Source organism: Enterovibrio qingdaonensis (assembly GCF_028683135.1).
GTDB classification, from domain to species: domain Bacteria; phylum Pseudomonadota; class Gammaproteobacteria; order Enterobacterales; family Vibrionaceae; genus Enterovibrio; species Enterovibrio qingdaonensis.
On sequence record NZ_JAJUBB010000006.1, the window covers coordinates 1 to 22,018 of the forward strand.

The 22,018-nt window shown below is 47.6% G+C and carries 21 protein-coding genes and 5 tRNA genes; 15 read left to right on the forward strand and 11 right to left on the reverse strand.

Going from position 1 to position 22,018, the window contains the following annotated elements:
* Nucleotides 1-195: 195 nt before the first annotated feature.
* On the forward strand, nucleotides 196-534 hold the full coding sequence (locus LRP49_RS09830) for a 50S ribosome-binding protein YggL (RefSeq protein ID WP_274141946.1): 339 nt from the start codon (nucleotides 196-198) through the stop codon (nucleotides 532-534).
* Between the two features lie 36 nt (nucleotides 535-570).
* Here the strand turns inward: LRP49_RS09830 and LRP49_RS09835 are convergent, their stop codons facing one another.
* Nucleotides 571-1,071 carry a GNAT family N-acetyltransferase gene (locus LRP49_RS09835; RefSeq protein ID WP_274141947.1) on the reverse strand — a complete coding sequence of 167 codons (501 nt, stop codon included), beginning with the start codon at nucleotides 1,069-1,071 and terminating at the stop codon, nucleotides 571-573.
* 119 nt (nucleotides 1,072-1,190) lie between these two features.
* Nucleotides 1,191-2,213 (reverse strand): EF-P beta-lysylation protein EpmB, encoded by a 1,023-nt coding sequence (epmB, locus tag LRP49_RS09840; protein ID WP_274141948.1) that lies wholly within the window; start codon nucleotides 2,211-2,213, stop codon nucleotides 1,191-1,193.
* Nucleotides 2,214-2,247: 34 nt separating this feature from the next.
* Between epmB and efp the strand changes: the two genes are divergently transcribed.
* Entirely contained in the window at nucleotides 2,248-2,814 is a 567-nt protein-coding gene (efp, locus tag LRP49_RS09845) for an elongation factor P (RefSeq protein ID WP_274141949.1), read from the forward strand.
* Nucleotides 2,815-2,890: 76 nt separating this feature from the next.
* Here efp and LRP49_RS09850 read toward each other — a convergent pair whose 3' ends face one another.
* The gene (locus tag LRP49_RS09850) at nucleotides 2,891-3,784 is read right to left on the reverse strand and encodes a dihydrodipicolinate synthase family protein (RefSeq protein WP_274141950.1); all 894 of its coding nucleotides are present in this window, start codon (nucleotides 3,782-3,784) and stop codon (nucleotides 2,891-2,893) included.
* 272 nt (nucleotides 3,785-4,056) lie between these two features.
* Between LRP49_RS09850 and LRP49_RS09855 the strand changes: the two genes are divergently transcribed.
* The 6 genes from LRP49_RS09855 to LRP49_RS09880 all read left to right on the forward strand — a co-directional run bounded on the left by LRP49_RS09855 (nucleotide 4,057) and on the right by LRP49_RS09880 (nucleotide 10,590).
* Entirely contained in the window at nucleotides 4,057-4,929 is an 873-nt protein-coding gene (locus LRP49_RS09855; protein WP_274141951.1) for a MurR/RpiR family transcriptional regulator, read from the forward strand.
* Nucleotides 4,930-5,171: 242 nt separating this feature from the next.
* A complete protein-coding gene (locus LRP49_RS09860; protein WP_274141952.1) occupies nucleotides 5,172-5,879 on the forward strand; it encodes an N-acetylmannosamine-6-phosphate 2-epimerase in 708 nt (235 codons plus the stop codon).
* Nucleotides 5,876-6,754 carry an N-acetylmannosamine kinase gene (locus LRP49_RS09865; protein ID WP_274141953.1) on the forward strand — a complete coding sequence of 293 codons (879 nt, stop codon included), beginning with the start codon at nucleotides 5,876-5,878 and terminating at the stop codon, nucleotides 6,752-6,754. The genes LRP49_RS09860 and LRP49_RS09865 overlap by 4 nt, the downstream gene beginning before the upstream one ends.
* A gap of 51 nt (nucleotides 6,755-6,805) precedes the next feature.
* Nucleotides 6,806-8,287: a sodium:solute symporter family protein gene (locus tag LRP49_RS09870; protein WP_274141954.1), complete on the forward strand. Its 1,482-nt coding sequence runs from the start codon at nucleotides 6,806-6,808 to the stop codon at nucleotides 8,285-8,287.
* Nucleotides 8,288-8,343: 56 nt separating this feature from the next.
* Entirely contained in the window at nucleotides 8,344-8,814 is a 471-nt protein-coding gene (gene nanQ / locus LRP49_RS09875) for an N-acetylneuraminate anomerase (protein ID WP_274141955.1), read from the forward strand.
* Nucleotides 8,815-9,174: 360 nt separating this feature from the next.
* Nucleotides 9,175-10,590, forward strand: a complete 1,416-nt coding sequence (locus LRP49_RS09880) for an SPFH domain-containing protein (RefSeq protein WP_274141956.1) — start codon at nucleotides 9,175-9,177, stop codon at nucleotides 10,588-10,590.
* 56 nt (nucleotides 10,591-10,646) lie between these two features.
* On the opposite strand, the gene frdD is transcribed toward LRP49_RS09880, so the two are convergent.
* The 4 genes from frdD to frdA are packed head-to-tail and all read right to left on the reverse strand — an operon-like array spanning nucleotide 10,647 to nucleotide 13,974.
* Complete coding sequence (gene frdD / locus LRP49_RS09885) at nucleotides 10,647-11,009, reverse strand: fumarate reductase subunit FrdD (RefSeq protein WP_274141957.1); 363 nt, start codon at nucleotides 11,007-11,009, stop codon at nucleotides 10,647-10,649.
* Between the two features lie 24 nt (nucleotides 11,010-11,033).
* On the reverse strand, nucleotides 11,034-11,417 hold the full coding sequence (gene frdC, locus LRP49_RS09890; protein WP_274141958.1) for a fumarate reductase subunit FrdC: 384 nt from the start codon (nucleotides 11,415-11,417) through the stop codon (nucleotides 11,034-11,036).
* A 2-nt stretch (nucleotides 11,418-11,419) separates the two neighbouring features.
* Nucleotides 11,420-12,160, reverse strand: a complete 741-nt coding sequence (locus LRP49_RS09895; RefSeq protein WP_274141959.1) for a succinate dehydrogenase/fumarate reductase iron-sulfur subunit — start codon at nucleotides 12,158-12,160, stop codon at nucleotides 11,420-11,422.
* The gene (gene frdA, locus LRP49_RS09900) at nucleotides 12,160-13,974 is read right to left on the reverse strand and encodes a fumarate reductase (quinol) flavoprotein subunit (RefSeq protein WP_274141960.1); all 1,815 of its coding nucleotides are present in this window, start codon (nucleotides 13,972-13,974) and stop codon (nucleotides 12,160-12,162) included. The genes LRP49_RS09895 and frdA overlap by 1 nt, the downstream gene beginning before the upstream one ends.
* A gap of 483 nt (nucleotides 13,975-14,457) precedes the next feature.
* On the opposite strand from frdA, the gene epmA reads away from it, so the two are divergent.
* Nucleotides 14,458-15,429: an elongation factor P--(R)-beta-lysine ligase gene (gene epmA, locus LRP49_RS09905; protein WP_274142214.1), complete on the forward strand. Its 972-nt coding sequence runs from the start codon at nucleotides 14,458-14,460 to the stop codon at nucleotides 15,427-15,429.
* 52 nt (nucleotides 15,430-15,481) lie between these two features.
* On the opposite strand, the gene LRP49_RS09910 is transcribed toward epmA, so the two are convergent.
* The 4 genes from LRP49_RS09910 to rsgA all read right to left on the reverse strand — a co-directional run bounded on the left by LRP49_RS09910 (nucleotide 15,482) and on the right by rsgA (nucleotide 20,174).
* Entirely contained in the window at nucleotides 15,482-16,369 is an 888-nt protein-coding gene (locus LRP49_RS09910; RefSeq protein WP_274141961.1) for a DMT family transporter, read from the reverse strand.
* Between the two features lie 134 nt (nucleotides 16,370-16,503).
* Complete coding sequence (locus LRP49_RS09915) at nucleotides 16,504-17,919, reverse strand: SLC13 family permease (RefSeq protein ID WP_274141962.1); 1,416 nt, start codon at nucleotides 17,917-17,919, stop codon at nucleotides 16,504-16,506.
* Nucleotides 17,920-18,106: 187 nt separating this feature from the next.
* On the reverse strand, nucleotides 18,107-19,000 hold the full coding sequence (asd, locus tag LRP49_RS09920; protein WP_274141963.1) for an archaetidylserine decarboxylase: 894 nt from the start codon (nucleotides 18,998-19,000) through the stop codon (nucleotides 18,107-18,109).
* Nucleotides 19,001-19,121: 121 nt separating this feature from the next.
* On the reverse strand, nucleotides 19,122-20,174 hold the full coding sequence (gene rsgA / locus LRP49_RS09925; RefSeq protein ID WP_274141964.1) for a small ribosomal subunit biogenesis GTPase RsgA: 1,053 nt from the start codon (nucleotides 20,172-20,174) through the stop codon (nucleotides 19,122-19,124).
* A 78-nt stretch (nucleotides 20,175-20,252) separates the two neighbouring features.
* Between rsgA and orn the strand changes: the two genes are divergently transcribed.
* The 6 genes from orn to LRP49_RS09955 all read left to right on the forward strand — a co-directional run bounded on the left by orn (nucleotide 20,253) and on the right by LRP49_RS09955 (nucleotide 21,642).
* Nucleotides 20,253-20,798 (forward strand): oligoribonuclease, encoded by a 546-nt coding sequence (gene orn, locus LRP49_RS09930; protein WP_274141965.1) that lies wholly within the window; start codon nucleotides 20,253-20,255, stop codon nucleotides 20,796-20,798.
* A gap of 114 nt (nucleotides 20,799-20,912) precedes the next feature.
* A tRNA-Gly gene (locus LRP49_RS09935) sits at nucleotides 20,913-20,988 on the forward strand.
* A gap of 38 nt (nucleotides 20,989-21,026) precedes the next feature.
* Nucleotides 21,027-21,102: transfer RNA gene (locus LRP49_RS09940), tRNA-Gly, on the forward strand.
* Nucleotides 21,103-21,141: 39 nt separating this feature from the next.
* Nucleotides 21,142-21,217, forward strand: a tRNA-Gly gene (locus LRP49_RS09945).
* Between the two features lie 87 nt (nucleotides 21,218-21,304).
* Nucleotides 21,305-21,380, forward strand: a tRNA-Gly gene (locus LRP49_RS09950).
* Nucleotides 21,381-21,566: 186 nt separating this feature from the next.
* Nucleotides 21,567-21,642: transfer RNA gene (locus LRP49_RS09955), tRNA-Gly, on the forward strand.
* Nucleotides 21,643-22,018 lie beyond the last annotated feature (376 nt).

Below are 22,018 nucleotides of genomic sequence, written 5' to 3' on the forward strand. Positions count from 1 at the left end.
AGAGAAAGCCCTGACCAATCGGTCAGGGCTTTTTCACGTTTAGAACCAATGTAAAATTAGTCTGTATTCCTTCCTCTTTCTTATTAGTAGTCCATAAAACTCCATCATTACTCTCGTTTTGGAAGTGCTGTTACCGACAAGCTCTGTCTCTCCATCTACACTGAATGCACTTTGTGATCCGACAGGAGCATTGCTATGCCATCACAACGATCTCGACGTTTAAGAAAGAAGTTATATCTGGATGAGTTTGCAGTATTTGGCTTTGTAGTCACTTTAAAGCTCAATACGGAAGATGATGAAGCACTGGATAACTTTATAGAATCGCTGGCTGACTACGCCGAGGCTCGTCATCTGTTGGTTGGTGGCGGTGGGATGAAGAACATCGAACTCGTGATTGGTTCTGCCTTATGCTATGGATCTGCAACTGAACAAGACAGAGAATCAATCAAAGTGTGGATAGAAGAGCGCGATGAGGCTGAGCTTGTAGAAATGGGGCCTTTACTTGACCTCCATCAGATAGAATTCGCAGACTAGCAAAAAGCCCAGCAGTGCTGGGCTTTATATGCTTGCTTATCTGAGGGCTGGGTGAGTCCTCGCCATATAGAAGGCATCGACATAATCCCCATTTCTAAACGCATATCCTATTGCCCGGCCTTCTTCTACAAAACCAAACTTTTTGTAGAGGGCGATAGCGGCGACATTATCGCAATATACCATGAGCTCAATGCGCCGTAGGTTTATCCAATTATCTGCCAGTTCTATCATTGCAGCGACGAGCTTGCTTCCTACGCTTTTACCTGTGTGGTTATCATGTACAGCCATGCCAAATTCACCGACATGACGCCGGCGCATGTTCTTACATACCTCAAACCCAAGCTGGCCAATGATTTGACCTTCTTCTTCAGCGACCAGACAGTAATGATCATCCGGCAGGTGACTAAGTCGCTTTTCCCACATAGCCAATGACGGCATAGGTAGTTGTAGCGTACCCGTATGTGCATGGGTACAAGAATACAGTTTGTGAATGGCGGGGATATCGCGAGGTTCTACAGGACGAACAGTTACAGGCATGGTTACTCCTTCATGCAATGCCAAGGGAGTTTTGATAGTTGCCTGTAACCATCAGAGAAGCAAGAGAAAACATAGAATGAGTAACCACTTACTCTATAAGTGATGACTCACATTTGTTTTTATTCGAGGTGCAGATCGAGTGGAGTTTTACTGTCGCGACCACCGATCTCACGAGTCAGGCGAGGGACTAAGTAGCCGGAGACTTCTTTGATAAGCCCTGCCATCAATCTCTTCGCTTCTTCATCATCAACCAAGAAATGCGCGGCACCTTTTACCTTGTCCAATACATGGAGGTAGTAAGGCAAGATACCGGCATCAAACAACGCGTTGCTGAGGTTTTTCAGTGCATCAACAGAGTCATTCACCCCTTTCAACAACACGCCTTGGTTAAGCAAGGTGACACCCGCACGCTTTAGCTGTGCCATCGCGACACGAAATTCATCGTTTATCTCATTGGCGTGGTTAATGTGGGTGACCAGAACCACGTTGAGGCGTGTTGATGTCAGCATGTGAGTAAGTGCTAACGTGACTCGATTTGGTATCACCACGGGTAGGCGTGTATGAATACGTAGTGTTTTCACATGAGACACTGACTCTATGGCCTCAATCAACCACTCTAGCTCGTGGTCTTTGGCCATTAGCGGATCACCGCCAGATAAAATCACTTCGTCAACTTCAGGATGTGCTTGTAAGTAAGTGATTGCTTCTCGCCATACTGATTTTCCGCCTTTGTTATCTTCATAGGGGAAGTGACGGCGGAAACAATAACGACAGTTAATAGCACAGCCACCCTTGAGGATCATCAGCACGCGGTTTTTGTATTTATGCAAAAGACCAGGCTGTTCATTACCCTGCTCTTCAAGCGGATCGGTGGTGTAACCTGCGACATCTTTAAACTCGTCAATGACGGGTAATACCTGACGCAAAAGCGGATCATTGGGATTCCCCTTTTCCATACGATCGATAAAGCTTTGTGGTACACGCTGCGCGAAAAGATCGCGAGCACTGAAGCCGGACTTCCATGCCGTAGGCTCTAATTCAAGCTGTTGCAACAGATTTTGAGGATCTGAGACAGCATTTGCCATTTCTTTGAGCCAGTTTTGCTCAACAGGCGGCACGTTTCGGGTTATTATGTCCGGCATTTATGACAACTTCGAAGATGTTAAGAGGATAGACATGGCGTCTTTTAGCACCAATGAATTCCGCGGCGGAATGAAAATTATGCTCGATAACGAGCCTTGTGTCATTATCGAAAATGAGTTCGTTAAGCCTGGTAAGGGCCAAGCGTTCAACCGCGTGAAAATCCGTAAACTGCTTTCTGGCAAAGTGCTAGAGAAGACTTTCAAGTCGGGCGACTCTGTTGAAGCTGCTGACGTTATTGATGTCGAACTGGATTACCTGTACACCGACGGTGAATTCTGGCACTTCATGAACGCAGAAACGTTTGAGCAAATCGCTGCAGATGCAAAAGCAGTAAGCGAAAACATCAAATGGATGAAAGAGAACGATCGCTGTACTCTGACTCTGTGGAACGGTAACCCAATTGCAGTAACACCACCAAACTTTGTTGAGCTGGAAGTGACTGAAACCGATCCTGGCCTGAAAGGTGATACTGCGGGTACTGGTGGTAAGCCTGCGACTCTGGTTACAGGTGCAGTTGTACGTGTACCTTTGTTCATTCAGATCGGTGAGACTATCAAAGTTGACACTCGCTCTGGTGAATATGTTAGCCGTGTGAAGTAATCATCACACTGGAAGATAAAAAAGGCCGCTGATAGCGGCCTTTTTGCTTAGTAGGGAGAGGTATTAGAATCAGTTCTTAGCGAAGAAAACCTGCGGCACGCATTTTCTCAGCAACGATTTCTTTTTGTTCAGTGGTAAGTGCACGTAATGGTAGACGTGGATTACCCGCATCAATGTCATGCAATGACATGGCTGCTTTACCTGCTGCAACACCACCAAACTCAACCAATACGCGGATTAGATCAATCACAGTATCCATCGCTTTGATCACTGCATCGTGGTTACCGTTCTTAAAGTCCTCAATCATCTGCAGGTTGTGCTTTGCTGCGTAGTTGTAAGTGCTGCCAACAGCACTTGTCGCGCCGACAGCCAACGCACCTGGTAGGTGTTCATCAACGCCGAATGGAATATCAAATTTACCGTCGCAAGCACGAAGGCAGCGTTGGTATTCGTATAGGTCACCACTGTTAAATTTCAGTCCAGACAGATTTGGAATACGCTTGTCTGCTTTGATCAAGAATTGCTCCATGTCGAAGTTCACACCTGACATGCCTGAGTGGTAGTAATAGAAACCTTTCGAAGGTGCGGCAGCGGCAACGGTTTCACAGTACGTCACCAGATCATCCAAGCTACCAGGTTTGAAGAAACATGGACCAATGACAGAGGTCGCCTCGATATCCAGAGTTTCTGCGTGACGAGTTAACTCAAGTGTATCGACAATGCTCAATGCGCCAGTGTGAATAATCAGATCTAGCTTACCTTCCGATGCTGAAACCCATCGTTCAGCAATGGCTTTGCGTTCTTCTACTGAACAGTGAATACCTTCACCTGTGGTGCCACAAATGTAAGCACCTGTGACGCCATCAGCGATCAGGTGCTTGGCGATCTGATCGATCACGTTAAAGTTAACTTCACCGTTTGCGTCGAACGGTGTATGAGGAGCAGCAATAAGTCCAGATAGTTTTTTCATCGTAATATACCGTGAAGTTAAACTTCATTAATGAATGATAAAGTGGAGTTTGGGTTTATGTTATGGAGTAAAGTTTCACTGTGCAATGCAATTTGATCGATTTAGCCAGGATTGAATTCAAACTGTGATATGCATAACAACCTCAAATCTAACCCAATATCGAGATTGTTAAGTTCGTGAACGTGGGCTGAATTCGTGGAGCTTTACTTCACAAAAGCCTGAGGAAATGTGAGAATCGGAGGTAAATCGCTTTCATCAATCGGAATCGCAACATGCCATCCAAACACTTGCCGGTAAAGACAGGAAAAGTTCTCGACATGATGGGCAGCATGCAAGAAAGCATGACGCCGTCAGCCCGCCGCATTGCGGACTATGTAAACCGTCATGCGGATGACGTGACCAAGTTATCCATCGCTGAACTTTCTCAGCAGGTGAGCGTGGGTGAAGCAACCATCATTCGTTTTTGTCGTATGTTGGGATTTAAAGGTTTCCAGGACTTTAAAATGGATTTGGCGATCGAGTTATCGTCAATCAATCAAAGTGATAAATCCATACTCGATACCGATATTGCGCCACAAGACAGTGCCGAGCTGATTGGACAAAAGCTTCAGCAGGGGATCAATAATGTCTTGACGGAAACCCTGAACCTATTGAACTTTGAAACCTTGGAGCAGGTTGCACAGCAAATCAAAGCGTCAAACGGGGTGTACTTTTTCGGTGTAGGTTCGTCAGGGATAACTGCTGAAGAAGCGAAAAACAAATTCATGCGTATCGGCTTCAATGCGGATGCGTTAACCAATAACCACTTTATGTACATGAAGGCATCGTTGCTGGATAAAAATGATTTGGCCATTGGGATCAGTCACTACGGGAATTCTGTCGAAACGACAAAAGCGTTGAAATTGGCGAAAGAGGCGGGGGCAAAGACTGTCGCACTTACACACAACCCGAAATCTTCAATTTGTCAGTACGCAGACTGGGTGCTGCTAAATGGAAATCGCCAAAGCCAGATGCAAGGTGACTCCATCGGTACCAAGATCACGCAGCTGTTTGTGCTCGATTTGCTCTATACACTGTTGGTTAAAGAGGATGTCACAGGCACGATGGACAAAAAACTCCGCACTACACGTGCGCTCGATATTTAATATATTGCCATGCCGGACTCATCAGTCCGGCTTTTTTATGCCTTAACGTTCAGCCGTCTTGTCTGTTTATCTTCCTCTGTTTGTTCCCCTACACACACATTCACACCACATTTTTTGGAGTTTCCCTTATAAAAAATGAGGTGTTTATCTCCATTTTGATAATTCCCGTTTGAAGTTAAACTCCATTTTCACTAATTTGAAATAAAGCTTCACATTTTAAAGTGTTACTGGAGTTAAACTTTATGTCTGTTTCTGGCGATAACTTGTTAGCCATTTTAAAAACGGGATTTGTATCTTCTTGCCAACCGGTGGACGATGGCCCAATGGATGCACCGGAAATAGTGGCAGCCATGGCGCAGGCTTCTATTGCAGGTGGTGCGGTTGCATTACGTATAGAAGGCGTGGACAACGTGAAAGCCACTCGCCTTAAAGTAACAGCCCCAATCATTGGCATTGTGAAAAGAGATCTCACTGACAGCCAGATTAGAATTACGCCGTTTATTGAAGATGTTCTGGCCCTAGCAAAAGCAGGTGCTGACATTATTGCGATTGATGCGACTCAGCGCACTCGCCCAGTGGAGGTCGCTATCTTAGTGAAAGCCATACATGAAGCTGGTTGTATCGCGATGGCGGATTGCTCCAACTTTGAAGAGGGCATGGCGAGCCGCGAACTTGGTGTGGAAATCATAGGTACCACTATGTCTGGCTATGTTGGCGAAACCGTGCCTACAGACCCTGATTTTGCTTTTGTAAGTGCGCTGAAAAAGGCGGGCTGCTTTGTGATGGCGGAAGGACGCTACAACAGTCCCGAGCTGGCAAAAAAAGCAATTTTGGCGGGAGCCGATTGTGTCACTGTGGGCTCAGCGATTACACGTATTGAGCATATTTGTACGTGGTTTGCCGATGCGGTTTTAGAGGCTCGAGGTGAGTGTCATGAGGCGGTCGCATGAATACGTGTCTAGCTGTTGATCTTGGTGGCACTAAACTCGCAGCTGCGCTGGTACGTGGTGGCGAAATTATAGAAAAACATCAGGTAGAGACCTTATCGTCGAATAACCCTGATGTGTTGAAAATCGCACTGCATGATCTGCTGTTGCCTTTGTCTTCAGGCGCTGATGTTGTCGCAGTGGCCTCTACGGGCATTATCAATAATGGCATTTTAACTGCGCTGAACCCCGATAACCTGGGCGGCCTGGATCAGTTTCCGATCCAATCTGCCATCGCCGACATTACAGGGTTACCGACGCAAGTCATCAACGATGCGCAAGCGGCGGCCTGGGCCGAATTTCATGCATACGAAGCACAATACGCCAATCTTGCTTTTATCACTGTTTCCACCGGCGTCGGCGCAGGCTTAGTGCTCGATGGCAAATTAGTGACAGGCTCTCGAGGGATCGCGGGTCATGCAGGGCATGTTTTAGCTGATCCCTCCGGTCCTCGCTGCGGTTGCGGGCGCAATGGTTGTGTTGAAGCAATTGCATCTGGCTCTGCGATTGGTCGTGCGGGCGTGCCTTTTTTTGGTGAATCCACCACTGGCAAAGATGTGTATTCGCACTTCTTAGCAGGAGATAAAAAGGCAATCGCCATCGTCGAGCGTTCGGCCTCCACCATCGCACAGTTGGTTGCTGACCTCACTATCTCTCTCGACCTCGATGCCGTCGTTATTGGTGGCAGTGTCGGGTTGGCTGAAAACTATCTCTCTACCGTTAAAGACGCACTTTCCTTGTTGCCAAAGGTTTATCAACCGACATTACTGCCTGCTTTGAGCGGTGCCGATGCTGGACTCATCGGTGTATCGCTTTGGGCGGACACGAAAACGAAATAATAAAAATAGAAACATCGATTATCTCACCCTACACAAATTGAGGAAAAACTCATGGAGATCCAAGCATTCGGGACGCTGAACTACGTCGTTCTCGTCGCCTATCTTGCCGTTATCATGATGGTCGGCGTGTACTTTGCAAAACGTCAGAAATCAGCAGATGACTATTTCAAAGCCGGTGGTCGTATTCCGGGTTGGGCTGCAGGTATTAGCGTATTCGCGACTACTTTGAGCTCCATCACGTTTATGTCGATTCCTGCGAAGGCCTATACCGATGACTGGACGTTCTTGATTGGCCAGTACATTGCGATTGCAATCCTGCCTTTTGTTTTCATCTATTACATTCCGTTTTTCAGAAAACTTAATCTGACCTCCGCCTATGAATATCTGGAAAAACGTTTTGATGTACGTATGCGCTTGTTTGCCAGTATATCGTTCATGCTTTTCCATATCGGGCGTATCGCGATCATCACGTATCTGACCGCTTTGGCTTTGATGCCTTTTGTCGATATCGATCCACTGATGATTGTATTCCTGATTGGTGTACTGTGTATCGTATACACCTTCATGGGTGGTATTGAGGGCGTGATCTGGACGGACGTTATCCAAGGTATCATGCTGTCCGGTGCTGCGGTTCTGATCTTCGTGATGATTTGCTTCAATGTTGACGGTGGCGTGGTCGAGATCTTCTCGTTGTCAGCAGAAGAAAACAAATACTTCCCAAGTGACAAAATGAGCTGGAGCTGGACTGAAAGTACCATTCCGGTATTGGCGATTGGCTTCTTCTTCTCAAGCTTACAGCAGTTCACTGCGAGCCAGGACGTGGTCCAGCGCTACATCGTGACTGACTCAGTAGAAGAAACTAAAAAAGCACTGGTAACCAATGCCAAGCTGGTCGCGTGTATTCCGATTTTCTTCTTTGCAGTGGGTGCGGCACTTTACGCTTACTACACACAGAATCCACAGTTATTGCCTGAGAACTTCAATACGGGTGGCATCCTGCCGTTCTTCGTGATCTCTGAAATGCCAGCGGGCGTGGCGGGCCTTATCATCGCATCGATTTTTGCAGCCTCTCAATCAAGTATCTCGAGCAGCCTAAACAGTATCTCTGCATGTTACGCGTCAGATATTTACAGCCGCTTTGGTATCGAAAAATCGGCAGAGCAAAATCTGAAAATTGGCCGAATTATCACTGTGATTGCCGGTACGTTAGGTGTGGTTGCTTCAACCTACCTCATTATGTCCAACGAAAGCGAACTGTGGGATGCGTTTAACAGCCTGCTTGGCTTGATGGGTGGCCCAATGACCGGTTTGTTCATGCTGGGTATCTTTGTCCGCCGAGCGAATGCAAACAGTGCAATGATGGGTGTTATTGCCGCTGTAGCTGCAACGCTATGGGTTCGCGCAAACACCGATCTGAACTTCTTCTTCTACGGTGTGGTTGGCACCCTGACAGTGGTTATCGTGGGTTACTTGACTGCACCGCTGTTTAAGAGCAGTAAGCAACCTCAAGATGTCGAAGCCCTGTCTCTTTAATCTTTATTCATAAATTAGCCCGGCGATGTCCGGGCTTTGTTGTCAGAGAGAAAAACATGATCCTAGGCCACATTACTCAACCTGAAACTTATGCTCATTTACCTGAGGCGTTTCGCCGCAGTCTGGCATTTTTAGCGGAAACCGACATGGTGGCGTTACCGACAGGCCGTCATGACATTGATGGCGATAATATCTATGTCAATGTGATGGCGTTTGATACGCAACCTGCTAATGAGAAGCTCGCTGAGGTGCATAAGGAATATATTGATATCCAGTTTTTGATCAGCGGCGCAGAGCGCATTGGTTTTGCGTTGGCCAATGATAGAAACCCCATCGCGAAAGAGTACGATGCGGAGTCTGACTTCTATCTTGTCGAATCGATGGAAGGCGAGTCTGAAATCATTATGTCTCCGGACATGTTTGCCATTTTCCTGACAGAGCAGCCGCATAAGCCAGGTTGTAATGTAACTACATCAACATCGATAAAGAAAGCGGTGGTGAAGGTGCATAAATCGTTATTAGCTTAACGTTGCGAAAAATTTTATTGAAGAGAAAGGGAGCTGGGCTCCCTTTTTTGTTTCAACATGGCAAAAAAATCGACCAGATGGAAATTCCGAGAATGAGAGGTATTTCTGTATATCCATTGGGTAACTTATGTTTTTTATAGTTACTCTCCCTGTCACTGTTTTCATAATTTGAATTTTACAAATTATCGTCAGTTCATTTGTTTTGCTTATGTTTCGGCATTAACGAGTTATTGGCCATAATGTTTCGAATATTCCTACGTTAAATGATTTGTTACATTTATATCCGCTGTAGATGAGTAGTTACGCAGCTTGGTGCTAATACGGCATTGTTTTATTCATCAGTCGGCAAAGGAGAAAGATATGGATATTAAAAACGTAGGACAGAGTCTAAAAATGGAACAAAGACGTCAGATGGTAAGAACAGGGCTAAAAGCCGCTATTTATGGTTTACCGCTGTTGGTGGTGGGATTTACCGTTAACAACTCAGTACTCATGACGGACGCAGGGTATACCTATGTCCATCAAAACAACATGACAGGGGAGCTTGATGTATTTACCGAGCCCGGCATCCACTTCCGAATGCCATTTCTGTCGAAAATCACTCAGTACAGTCAGGTTATTACTGTGTCATTCGGTAACAATACTGGTGAGGATTTCTATCAGCGTTTGGATCCGGTGCAGGTGCGATTTGCAGATACGTATATCGGACAAATCCCGGTGACCTTCCGCTTCAAGTTGAGCAATGACCCTGAAGCCGTGAAGAAAATGCATCGCGAGTTTCGTAACAACAGTAACCTGATTGATGCTTTGTTAGTGAAAAACGCACGGAATGTCACGGTGATCACCGCAACCCAGTACACGGGAGAAGAGTTCTTTCAGGGAGGATTGAACCAATTCAAATCCAAACTGGGTGACCAACTTCGCGAGGGGATCTATCTGACAGAACGACGTCAGGTTGAAGTGGAAGAACTGGATCTGGCCCCCGTAGGTCTGAATCAGGCGGATGCCAATAAATTACAGCGTACTCAGCAGCTTGTTTGGAAAACTGTACCAGTACGTGATGCGACAGGACAGCCAATCCGACAGGATAACCCGCTGCAACAATATGGTATTCAGGTCACCCAAGTTACCATTGGAGACCCTCAACCTGAGAAGCAACTTGACCAGCTACTGGCAGATAAGAAGCGACTGGTAGCAGACCGCATCCGTGCAATTCAGGAGCAGGAAACGTCGAAAGCACAGGCGGAAACTGAACAGCTTCGAAAAGAAATACAGCGTACCCGAGAAGTACAGGATGCGCAGCGAACCAAAGAGCTCGCGGTTATCGCCCAGCAAAAAGAAGTGGCCGTTGCGCAGCAGATTGCCAAGCGTGAGATTGTTGAGGTTGAGAAAACCAAACAACTAGCGGAAGTTGAGAAATCCAAAGAGCTGGCGATGGCAGAGGCGAATCTGGCAATCCAGCAAGCCAACGCAAAAGCGGCGGAGTTTGAAGCCATGGCAATTTTGGCCAAAGGTGAAGCAGAAGCGGCAGTGTTGAAAGCCAAGTACGATGCCTACGGCGCGAACCGAGATGTGTATTTGGCAGAGCTTAACCGCGATATTTCAGCGTCGCTCTACAGTAACTTGAAAGACTTTAAGGTCGAGGTGCCGACCCATTACTTTGGTGGCAGTGATAGCGGAAAGATGACCACCAATCTCGATGTCATTACGGGTCTTGGTGCACTGGGAATGATGGAAAAAGCGAACGCACTAAAAAGCAGTAACTCGAGCCAGTAACAGTAATGCTTAAAATAAAAAAGGGAGCCAATGCTCCCTTTTTTCGTCTGTATGGATTAAATCATGAAAATGAAAATCACAGACAGTGCAGATACTAAGAATGCAGCTGCATAGCACGCAATTTTTCCTGCGACGCCGGTGTGGAACTTCAGGTCATGCATGCCATGGTGCAGACGGTGCATTGCATGCCACATTGGCAGAGACAGTGTACCGATAGTGAACAGGGCACCGATGAAGCTGGTGACGAAACCCGTCACACGATCGTAGCTCATTGCATCTGCATCGATAATGCCCATTGGCACCAGAATGCCCAGCACCAGAATGGTCACAGGCGTGATCATGGCAAACCAAGAACCACCCGCACCAAACAGACCCCACCATACTGGTTCATCAGAACGTTTTGGATTTAAATCGACCACGTTAACTCTCCTTTAATGCTGGGGTTAAACCAAAAACAGGATAACGGCAGAAATCACGGCCACCGCTGCCCACTGTGCCAATACAATGATTTTCTTATCAACTTTCTTGCCGCCAATGCGAATTGGCATTACTTGCGGCATCATGCTGAAGAAGGTTTGTGCATGGTATAGGCTACCCGCCAGTGCAACGATGTTGATCGCAACAACCACAGGGTTCGCCATAAAGCTCAGCCAGCCTTCCCAAGCTGCTTCGCCGACTACCAGAGAGCCCAGACCGAAAGTCAGACACAAGGTGAAGAAAATCAGTGGCAGTACAGTTGCTTCACGCACCATGTACATGCGGTAGAAAGGATGATCTTTCCACCATGTACGCTTCATTTCACGAACGTAAGGTTTACGGTTAGACATCCTTATGCCTCCTGCGGTTTGATCATCGCAATCACGAAGTCCTGAGAAGAAGCGATCTTGCCCTGGTTAACAGCAGCCGCTGGATCTACGTTCTTCGGACACACTTCCGAGCAGTAACCCACGAAGGTACAGCCCCACGCACCGTTTTCACCGTTGATCAGCTTCATACGCTCATCAGAGCCGTTGTCGCGGCTGTCTAGGTTATAACGGTGTGCCAGCGTCAATGCTGCTGGGCCAATGAACTCTGGGTTAAGACCAAACTGAGGACATGCTGCGTAGCAAAGACCACAGTTGATACAGCCAGCGAACTGCTTGTAGCGCGCCAGTTGCTCAGGGGTTTGGTTGTTCGGACCATCTTCAGGCTTACGATCGTTACCGATGATGTAAGGCTTAATCGCTTCCAAACGCTCAATGAACGGCGTCATATCAACGATCAGATCTTTCTCGATCGGGAAATTCGCTAATGGCTCAATGGTCAGGCCGTCTGGGTAATCGCGCAGGAACGCTTTACACGCCAGTTTTGGTACCTTGTTTACCATGATGCCGCACGAACCACAGATTGCCATGCGGCAAGACCAGCGGTAAGACAGATCTTTGTCCAGGTTGTCTTTGATGTAACCCAGCGCGTCCAGCACTGACATGGTTTCATCAAACGGCACGTCGAACGTTTGTAGACGTGGCTCGTTATCTTTAGATGGGTCGTAGCGAAGAATGCTGACTTTCTGAATGCGATTTACTGACATTATGCCTGCTCCTTCTCTGCATCTTTCTCAGCTTTCTTCGCGGCAGCTTCGGCTTCTTCCGCAGCAGCACCGTATAGACGAGCTTTAGGCTGAGACTTGGTGATTTTCACATCACCGTATTGAATGGTTGGTGCACCTTCTGGGTTGTAGAACGCCAAAGAGTGCTTCAGGAAGTTCACGTCATCACGCTCTGTGCAACCTTCATCCAGACGCTGGTGGGCACCGCGAGACTCACGACGCATCATGGCTGAGTGTGCCATGGCTTCTGCTACTTCCAGACCGTAGCCAACTTCGATGGCATACAGCAGGTCAGTGTTGAACACCTTGCCTTTGTCTTTGATGCTGATTTTCTTGTAGCGTGCTTTCAGTTCAGTCAGCTTGTCGATGGTTTCTTGCATCAGATCTTCGCGGCGGTAGATACCACAACCTGCTTCCATGGTGTGACCCATTTCAGTGCGGATGTCTGCCCAGTTCTCGTCGCCTTCTTGGCTTAGCAGTGCATTAATACGATCTTCAACCGCAGCCATTTGACGTGCGATTTCGTCTTCATTCCAGCCTTGGAATGCGCTTGCACGCTCAACGGCACCTTCACCCGCCAGACGACCAAATACAACCAGTTCAGCCAGTGAGTTTGAACCCAGACGGTTTGCACCGTGAAGGCCAACTGAAGAACACTCGCCCACAGCAAACAAGCCTTTGATCGCCGTTTCGTTCTTACCGTTAGTCTCAATACCACCCATGGTGTAGTGTGCGGTAGGACGAATTGGAATTGGTTCTTTCGCTGGGTCAACGTTCACGTATGCTTTTGCCAGTTCACAAATGAATGGCAGACGTTCGTTGAGGTATTCTTCACCCAAATGGCGCAGATCCAAGTGAACCACATCACCCAGTGGGTGCTTAATGGTGTTGCCTTTTTGCTGCTCGTGCCAGAACGCTTGAGATACTTTGTCGCGCGGGCCCAGCTCCATGTATTTGTTCTTAGGCTGACCAACCGGCGTTTCCGGTCCCATGCCGTAATCTTGCAGGTAACGGTAACCGTGTTTGTTCACGATGATACCGCCTTCACCACGACAACCTTCGGTCATCAGGATGCCCGTGCCAGGTAGACCGGTAGGGTGGTACTGAACGAACTCCATGTCGCGCAGTGCAACGCCGTGACGGTAAGCCATTGCCATGCCGTCGCCGGTTACGATGCCGCCGTTGGTGTTACAGTTGTAAACACGACCCGCACCACCCGTTGCCAGTACGACTGATTTTGCTTTGATGCAAACCAGTTCGCCTTCTGCCATATGAATGGCAATCAGACCTTGAACCTCGTTATCAACAACCAGCAGATCAACAACAAAGTACTCGTCAAAGCGTTTGATTTGTTCGTACTTGATAGAAGTCTGGAACAGGGTATGAAGCATATGGAAGCCAGTTTTATCTGCGGCAAACCATGTGCGCTCTACCTTCATGCCGCCAAATCGACGGACGTTCACGTCGCCGTTTTCCTTACGGCTCCATGGGCAACCCCATTGTTCCAATTGCGTCATTTCACGCGTAGCGTTCTCGACGAAATATTCAACAACATCCTGTTCACATAGCCAGTCACCACCGCCAACGGTATCGTTGAAGTGGTTGTCGAGACTATCCTCGTCCTTGATGACTGCAGCGGAACCGCCTTCAGCAGCTACCGTGTGGGAGCGCATTGGGTATACTTTGGAAATCAGAGCAATTTCTAGTTCTGGATTTGCTTCAGCAGCAGCGATAGCAGCACGTAGGCCTGCGCCACCAGCACCGATGACAGCGATATCTGTGGTAATTGTCTTCACAGCTATCCTCCGGAGGAAAGTTAAAATTTGAGATGCAAGGTCTGCATCGAACTTAAAAAACTGCCTCCATATTAGTGGACTTAATACCCCTAAAATTTGACCTGAACGGGTATTTTTCCCCACTTTATGTGTGCCTAAAGCCCTGTGCATGAAAACTGTGATCCAGGTCGTTAGACAGTAAGATAACAGCTTGTTAAATCGGGGTTGCGCGGTGTTTTTACTTGTTTCTAACACGTAAAAAACGTCGCTCATATTTCTTATTTAACTATTTATTTTGAAAAGAATTTTTCGTGTGAATGAGAATGATTGCCGTGTGGAATCGACTACTTTTTGAGTGTCATGCCCTTTATCGGGTAACCACTAAGTAAAAGAATGACTTATGGATAAATGGCGTTAGAAAGTAATACAGAATTCGGCGTGTTGTTTCTATCTTATTCGCAGAGGGCTACAATGCCGCCGACTAAACCAGATGAGACCAAATTGATGACACAGGCTTGGCGTCCTACCGCAGACATTGAGACGTTAAAACAACGCGCTCGCCTCACCGGGGCGATTCGACAGTTTTTTGCAGAACGCGACGTGCTGGAAGTGGATACTCCATCAATGAGTCAAGCAACTGTCACGGACATCCACCTTCATACGTTTAATACCGCTTTCGTTGGACCAGGTTTTGCAGACGGTATCCCGCTATACATGATGACTAGCCCTGAGTTTCACATGAAACGTCTTTTGGCGGCGGGGAGTGGCGCGATCTACCAAATCAATAAAGCGTTTCGTAACGAGGAAGCAGGTCGTAATCATAATCCTGAATTCACCATGTTGGAGTGGTACCGTCCGGGATTTGATCATCATGCTTTGATGGATGAAATGGATGCGCTGCTGCAAATGGTATTGGGTGTGAATTCGTCTGAGCGAATGACATATCAAGAAGCGTTCATCAAGGTGTTGGGCGTCTGTCCGCTTGAAGGGTCGATGGATGAACTCAAGGTCGCAGCAGCACCGTTAGGGTTGTCAGACATTGCTGACCCTGAAGAAGACCGAGACACTTTACTCCAATTGCTGTTTAGTGTTGGTGTTGAAGCTGAAATTGGACGTGATGTTCCTGCGTTTGTGTATAACTTCCCTGCCTCTCAAGCAGCACTGGCGCGTGTTTGTGAAGATGATAAACGTGTCGCTGCCCGTTTTGAGGTTTACTTCAAAGGCATTGAGTTGGCGAACGGTTTTTACGAGCTGGATAATGCCGACGAGCAGCTAGCCCGTTTTGAAGAAGATAACCGCAAGCGTGAGAAAATGGGTTTGAAAGCCCAACCTATCGATCATCATTTGATTGAGGCAATCAGACATGGCTTGCCTGATTGTGCCGGTGTAGCACTGGGTATTGATCGCCTGATCATGCTGGCATTGGGTAAAACACACATAGATGAAGTGATTGCATTCCCGGTTGGCATTGCCTGACAGGTAGCCGCAAGATACAAAAACGCCGCATAAGATGCGGCGTTTTTACGTTTTAGCTTGAGACAATTAAACCTGCACCCGCTACGGCGAGTGCGGCACCTAGCCAAGCACTTGGTGCTGGGCGAACCTTGGTGAAAATCCAAATCAGCGGTAACACCATGACAGGTGTGGTGGATGACAGCAAAGCGACCATACCGACTTCACCCCATTTCAGGGCATATAGAATCAGCGTCATACCGACAGCCATCGATAGGAATCCATTGATCATTACCATGCCAAAAATTCGCCAGTTTATTGGATTCACAGGCTGGGCTAGGCGAACCTGCAAAACTCTTAATGTCCCGTGGGCAAGGAAGGCCGCAATCATACGAATCGCAGATGCCGCAATCGGGTCGACATTTTCTGTCATTACTGGTTTTGCGATAACGCCACCAAGTGACTGACAAAGTGCAGCTGTTAAGCCAAGAGCAATAGCCACACCCAAACTGCCTTTGGTTTCTTCCCACTGGTGCGCTTGACCGCTAGAGCGGAAGAACACCGCGACCATTACGCCAGAGAAGACCAAAATCGCACCAACGAGTTTCCAGCCTTCCAGTGTTTCTCCAAACAACCAAAGACCGAAGATAGCCGAGAAGACAGCATGGCAAGAATACAGCAGACCGGATCGACGTGGGCCAACTCGGTTCATGCAGCCAAAAAGTGCCGTATCACCGATAAAGATCCCGATAAGGCCAGATAGCGCGAGCGGCCACCAAATATCGGAGGTGATGGAGGCCCAACCGCCAGTGAATAGGGCGGCAACAGTCAACATGACGGACACGCATGCCATTCGCCACCGGTTGTAGGCAAAACTACCTAAATGGCGGGCTGGCGTGACGGAAATTAAGCTCGAAAAACCCCAGATAAAGGCGGCGGCAAGCGCAAGCCACTCGTAACCCACGATAACACCTCAACAGAACCATAAGCAGCGAACGGTCACTGCAAAATTAAATAAGAAAAGGAGCGCGAGTGTATCTGTTGAAAGGGTGAGGGAAAAGTGCGCAATGCACTTTCCCTCAAAAAATGTGTGGATAGTTAGGTGAGAATTAGCATGGCCGCATAAACAATAGAAAGCCCTACCACACCAACGATGATGCCTGCTTTGGCCATATCCTTACTCTCAATCAGTCCTGTCGAGTAGGCCAGACTGTTTGGTGGTGTTGATACAGGTAAGATCATACCGAGTGATGCCGAGAAGGCGACCACGACTAAGAGACCTTGCATTCCACCTACCGCAACCAAACTCTCCATGGAGGTAGCAACCGCGGCAGCGATGGGCATGATGAGGTTAGCGGTTGCCGTATTCGACATGAAGTTCGCCATGACCCAACAAATAAGAGAAAGCGTCAGCACGACAGCGACAGGAGACAGGGTGTCATAGTCAACGGCATGCGCGACCGCTTCGGCAAGACCTGTTTTATCTAACGCCAAGCCAATCGCGATACCACCGGCGACCAGCCAAAGTACGTCCCAGTTGATGAGCTTTAACTCTTCCTTGCCCATGATGCCTGTCAAAGTGAAAACCGCCAGTGGAATGATGGCGACGACGTAGCTGTTCATTCCATGCAAGCTGGTGGTCATCCATAGAAGGATGGTGGCAGCAAAAGTGGCGTACACCGTGTAGGCGCGCCAACTTTTTTGGAAGGTTCCACCGAGCTTTAAGATCATTTCTTGCTGCTTTGCAGGGAAGAGTTTTTGCAGCAGCCACCAAGAGAACGCGAGTTGCACAATGACAAACGGCAGACCCATGGCCATCCATTCAATAAAGCTGATTGCATGTTCGCCCGTCAGGTATTGAAGAGCAATGGCGTTTGGTGGTGTACCAATTGGCGTGGCGATGCCGCCCGTGTTCGCGGCAATTGGAATACAGAGAACTAAGGCTTTTACGCCTGTGTCGCCTTTCGGCACGGAGGCCACAATTGGAGCAAGCAGTGCCAGCATCATTACCGTGGTTGCTGTGTTTGACATAAACATAGAAAACACAGCTGTGATCAGCATCAGGCCTAGCATGATGGCTTTGGGTTTTGTGCCGAATGGTTTCAATAACACGCGTGCCAAGTTGTTATCGAGTTCGTACTTGGAGGCGGCAATAGCCAAAGCAAATCCCCCCATAAACAAGATGATGATGGGCGAGGAGAAGGCACTGAAAATATCGGTGTAATTGATGAGCTCGCCAAAGTCATGGCCGGGAGAACCCTCCCTAAACCAATTTAACCCCTTGTTCGAAATCATAATGAGTTCGAGAGCAATGATCAGAATTGAGGTAGCAAACACAGGAACAGGTTCCAGCACCCAGAGCAAAGCGGCGAGCAGGAATATTGCTAACAAGCGATGTTGAACAATGGTGAGATTGTCTAAGGGGATCCAGTCTGAGGGCATAAGGAGAACGCCCAGAGGAATACCAAACGCAACGACAAACTTGAATACTTCAGCACGAGAAAGTCTTGGCATATACACTGATTCCATCGGTGATGCTTATAAAGCCGTTGACCTTAATCTTCCTTTAATTCATAAGGTTGTAAGGCGAAAAGACTTACAGATTACAAAGTGCATAGGTGAAAAAAACTGCGTTTGGATAATATTTGTGCATAAAAAAAGGGCAATGCTGCCCTTTTCGTCACAGATCTCAAATTCCCTATTAGGCGGTTTGAGTTTCCGCTTGAGCTGTCGCGCTGTTCTGGTGAGCGTACGCTTCACCCATGCGAGTAGGCTTGCCTGGGATGATGCTGTCATCAAAAGTGATCGCGTCTTTCGCAAATAGGTTGATCACGGTTGAGCCAAGCTTGAAGCGGCCCATCTCTTCACCTTTTTTCAGCGTGATCGCTTGTTCGCCTTCTGCGGGGTAATCCCAACGGCGGACACTTTGACCAGTCGGTGGCGTCACAGTGCCGACCCATACCGTTTCAATGCTGCCAACGATGGTTGCACCAACTAGCACTTGGGCCATTGGGCCAAAATCGGTATCGAAGATACACACCACACGCTCGTTACGTGCAAATAGGTTCGGTACGTTTTCTGCGGTCAATGGATTAACAGAGAACAGATCGCCCGGTACGTAAATCATTTGGCGCAATGTGCCGTCACATGGCATGTGAACGCGGTGGTAGTCGCGTGGTGACAGATATAGTGTCGCAAAATCACCGTCAGCAAATTCTTCTGCCAGTTTCGCGTCACCGCCCAACAATTCACATGCATCAAAGGTGTGGCCTTTCGCCTGAATCAAACGACCTTCTTTGATGGGACCTGCTTGGCTCACACATGCATCTGCAGGGTGGCTGATCACGTTCGCGTCTTCGTTTAAAGGACGTGCGCCGTCTTGAAGTTCACGAACGAAGAAGTCGTTAAAGGTTGGGTAGCTCGCCGGATCCGGATTCTTAGCTTCGCTCATTTCCACTTTGTATTGGCGGATAAACCACTTGATCACAGCAGTGGTCAGGAAGCCGGCTTTCGCGGCTGCCAGTTTGCCAACAAGGCGAGTAAGCAGATGTTTTGGCATGCAATATTGCAGGCCAATTTTCAAATCGTTAGACACGGTAATATTTCCTAACTTGTCGTTTTGTCTTAGGAAAACCCTAAGACCGGAAAGTAAAAAGCGGCCTAGTTTACAAAATTAACAGGCCGCTAACCAGAATAAGGTCAATTACTGAACGTGATCAGTTTTCTTTGTTGCGTGAAAACTGACGGTTTGCTTTCATTTCAGACATGCTATCGATGATCTTGTGATAGCTATCGAAACGCATCTCGCTGATCTTTCGGTTTTCCATGGCTTCGCGGATAACACAACCTGGATCGTCTTTATGCTTACAATCCCGGAATTTACAGCCGCCTAAGTAATCACCGAATTCTTTGAATCCTTTAGTGACTTGCTCTGGTTCTAAATGCCAAAGGCCGAATTCACGCACCCCTGGGCTGTCGATGAGATCGCCGCCATCAGGGAAGTGATACAGGCGTGCAGTCGTCGTCGTATGCTGGCCAAGTCCTGAGTTTTCAGAAACTTCACCTGTATCTGCGTTCACTTCAGGCAGTAACGCATTGACTAAACTGGACTTACCTACACCAGATTGCCCAACAAAAATACTGGTGACATCAGCAAGGCGTGCTTTCAGTTCGTCCATGCCTTCGCCCGTTTTGCGGCTCACCATCAAAACGTCGTAACCAATTTCTTGGTAAATTGATAGAGCATTCTTAACCATTTCAAGGCCTTCTGCGTCTAACAAGTCAATTTTGTTGATGACGATAAGCGGCTTGAAATCGACCTGTTCTGTGGCGATCAGGTAACGGTCTATAATGTTCGTAGACAATTCGGGTAATATCGCGGAAACGATCACGACTTGATCAACGTTAGCCGCGACCGGTTTCACGCCGTCATAGTAGTCTGGGCGGGTGAGGACAGTGCGGCGTTCATGCACAGCTTCGACAACGCCAGCGATACCTTGCAGCGTTTCTACACCAGGGCGCCAAACGACGGTATCACCGGTCACCAAGCTTTCGATTGAACGACGCAGGTTGCAGCGATGGATATCGCCGGTTTGAGCATCTTCAATATCGGCGTGCTGTCCGAAGCGGGTAATAACGACCCCTTCACGGGCTGATTCCAGTAAAGATTCGTCCCATTGGACGTCATCTTGCTGACGATCGATACGTTTTCTTTGGTTTGTCCGTACTCGGCGCAATTGGCCTTTTGTGAGCTTTTTCTTTTTTGCCACGAGAATGTCGCTAGTTTAGTTGGCTTTCAAGTCAGGCTAAGTATGATACATGGTTTACTTGTAAAATAGGCAAATTGGATGTCTTTCAGCGATAAGAATTTAATCTGGATTGATCTTGAAATGACTGGACTCGACCCAGAAGTCCATAAAATCATAGAGATTGCCACAGTAGTAACAGATGCTGAACTTAATGTGTTAGCTGAAGGGCCTGTCATTGCCATTCATCAACCAGACGAAGAGTTGGCAAAAATGGATGAATGGTGCACGAACACGCACACTGGCAGCGGGCTGGTGGATCGTGTTAAAGCAAGCTCTATCACTGAAGAGCAAGCGATTAAAGAAACCATTTTGTTCCTGCAAAAATGGGTTCCAGCAGGTGTTTCTCCTATCTGTGGTAATAGCGTGGGTCAGGATCGTCGTTTTTTATACAAACATATGTCTGATTTGGAACGTTTTTTCCATTACCGCACCGTTGATGTCAGCACAATCAAAGAACTGGTTCGACGCTGGCAACCTGAAGTATTGAATGGCTTCACAAAGCAGGGCACGCATTTGGCTTTGGATGACATTCGAGAATCGATCGAAGAATTGCGCTACTACCGGACGAAGATCTTTACGATCTGACGCTAAAGTAATCAATACGAAGAAAAATTAAAAATTTATGATTTTAAGGGCTTGCATCCCGAATTTTTCTTCGTATAATTCGCAGCCCTGACAGAGACAATTGTCTTTGATAGGGCGACACTAGCTCAGCTGGTAGAGCGCAACCTTGCCAAGGTTGAGGTCACGAGTTCGAACCTCGTGTGTCGCTCCAAAAATTTGAATGATCCGATTGATCGTCGGATGATCTATGCGACACTAGCTCAGCTGGTAGAGCGCAACCTTGCCAAGGTTGAGGTCACGAGTTCGAACCTCGTGTGTCGCTCCAAAATTTGAAATGATTCCGATAGATTGTCGGATTAACTATGCGACACTAGCTCAGCTGGTAGAGCGCAACCTTGCCAAGGTTGAGGTCACGAGTTCGAACCTCGTGTGTCGCTCCAAATTTTGTCTTCCCTTTGGGAAGCGCAGAGTAGGCAACGCCTAAGCTGCTAAAAACAATAAATAATCCAACACTGTTGGAATACAAAGCGACACTAGCTCAGCTGGTAGAGCGCAACCTTGCCAAGGTTGAGGTCACGAGTTCGAACCTCGTGTGTCGCTCCAATTTAAACTTCCATTGTGGAAGTGCGAAATGCAAGGAACCTTGCCAAGGTTGAGGTCACGCCTAAGCCTTGAAGATCGGGAACCTCGTGTGTCGCTCCAAATTTTCTTTCGATAAGAAAGCTCAAACAGCAATTGCATTGCTGTTTGTTTCTAATTTTGCCGAACTATTTCGGACGCTCTTTGAATGCGACACTAGCTCAGCTGGTAGAGCGCAACCTTGCCAAGGTTGAGGTCACGAGTTCGAACCTCGTGTGTCGCTCCAATTTATGTCCCCAGAAGGGGAAGAGAGAAATGCAAGGATCCTTGCCAAGGTTGAGGTCACGCCTAAGCCTTGAAGATCGGGAACCTCGTGTGTCGCTCCAATTTCCTTACAGATAGTCACCTGTAAGCACCAACACTTCGCAAATAACGTATCAGTTGAATATAGGGTACGGCGAATCGTTGTCTTTAATGCTGTGAAGCATTATCTCTGGGCAAGGTCTAGCCCACTACAATCAGTTAATCTTCTTTGTCGTAGTCTTCTAACTTAGCGTCAAAGCACTAATATTTCGTGTTTCTCAACAGAGTTATCCACACAGTGCTACCTGTGGGTAAAGTCGTTGATTAATATTTAATGGTGTGATGTTACTCAGTGCTTT

Coding starts and splice junctions, on each gene's coding strand:
- epmA (WP_274142214.1), top strand. CDS start 14,458: ATGACACAGGCTTGGCGTCCTACCGCAGACATTGAGACGTTAAAACAA.
- LRP49_RS09880 (WP_274141956.1), top strand. CDS start 9,175: ATGGATATTAAAAACGTAGGACAGAGTCTAAAAATGGAACAAAGACGT.
- LRP49_RS09870 (WP_274141954.1), top strand. CDS start 6,806: ATGGAGATCCAAGCATTCGGGACGCTGAACTACGTCGTTCTCGTCGCC.
- nanQ (WP_274141955.1), top strand. CDS start 8,344: ATGATCCTAGGCCACATTACTCAACCTGAAACTTATGCTCATTTACCT.
- LRP49_RS09830 (WP_274141946.1), top strand. CDS start 196: ATGCCATCACAACGATCTCGACGTTTAAGAAAGAAGTTATATCTGGAT.
- LRP49_RS09915 (WP_274141962.1), bottom strand. CDS start 17,919: ATGCCAAGACTTTCTCGTGCTGAAGTATTCAAGTTTGTCGTTGCGTTT.
- efp (WP_274141949.1), top strand. CDS start 2,248: ATGGCGTCTTTTAGCACCAATGAATTCCGCGGCGGAATGAAAATTATG.
- LRP49_RS09860 (WP_274141952.1), top strand. CDS start 5,172: ATGTCTGTTTCTGGCGATAACTTGTTAGCCATTTTAAAAACGGGATTT.
- frdC (WP_274141958.1), bottom strand. CDS start 11,417: ATGTCTAACCGTAAACCTTACGTTCGTGAAATGAAGCGTACATGGTGG.
- LRP49_RS09850 (WP_274141950.1), bottom strand. CDS start 3,784: ATGAAAAAACTATCTGGACTTATTGCTGCTCCTCATACACCGTTCGAC.
- LRP49_RS09865 (WP_274141953.1), top strand. CDS start 5,876: ATGAATACGTGTCTAGCTGTTGATCTTGGTGGCACTAAACTCGCAGCT.
- LRP49_RS09895 (WP_274141959.1), bottom strand. CDS start 12,160: ATGTCAGTAAATCGCATTCAGAAAGTCAGCATTCTTCGCTACGACCCA.
- orn (WP_274141965.1), top strand. CDS start 20,253: ATGTCTTTCAGCGATAAGAATTTAATCTGGATTGATCTTGAAATGACT.
- epmB (WP_274141948.1), bottom strand. CDS start 2,213: ATGCCGGACATAATAACCCGAAACGTGCCGCCTGTTGAGCAAAACTGG.
- LRP49_RS09855 (WP_274141951.1), top strand. CDS start 4,057: ATGCCATCCAAACACTTGCCGGTAAAGACAGGAAAAGTTCTCGACATG.
- LRP49_RS09835 (WP_274141947.1), bottom strand. CDS start 1,071: ATGCCTGTAACTGTTCGTCCTGTAGAACCTCGCGATATCCCCGCCATT.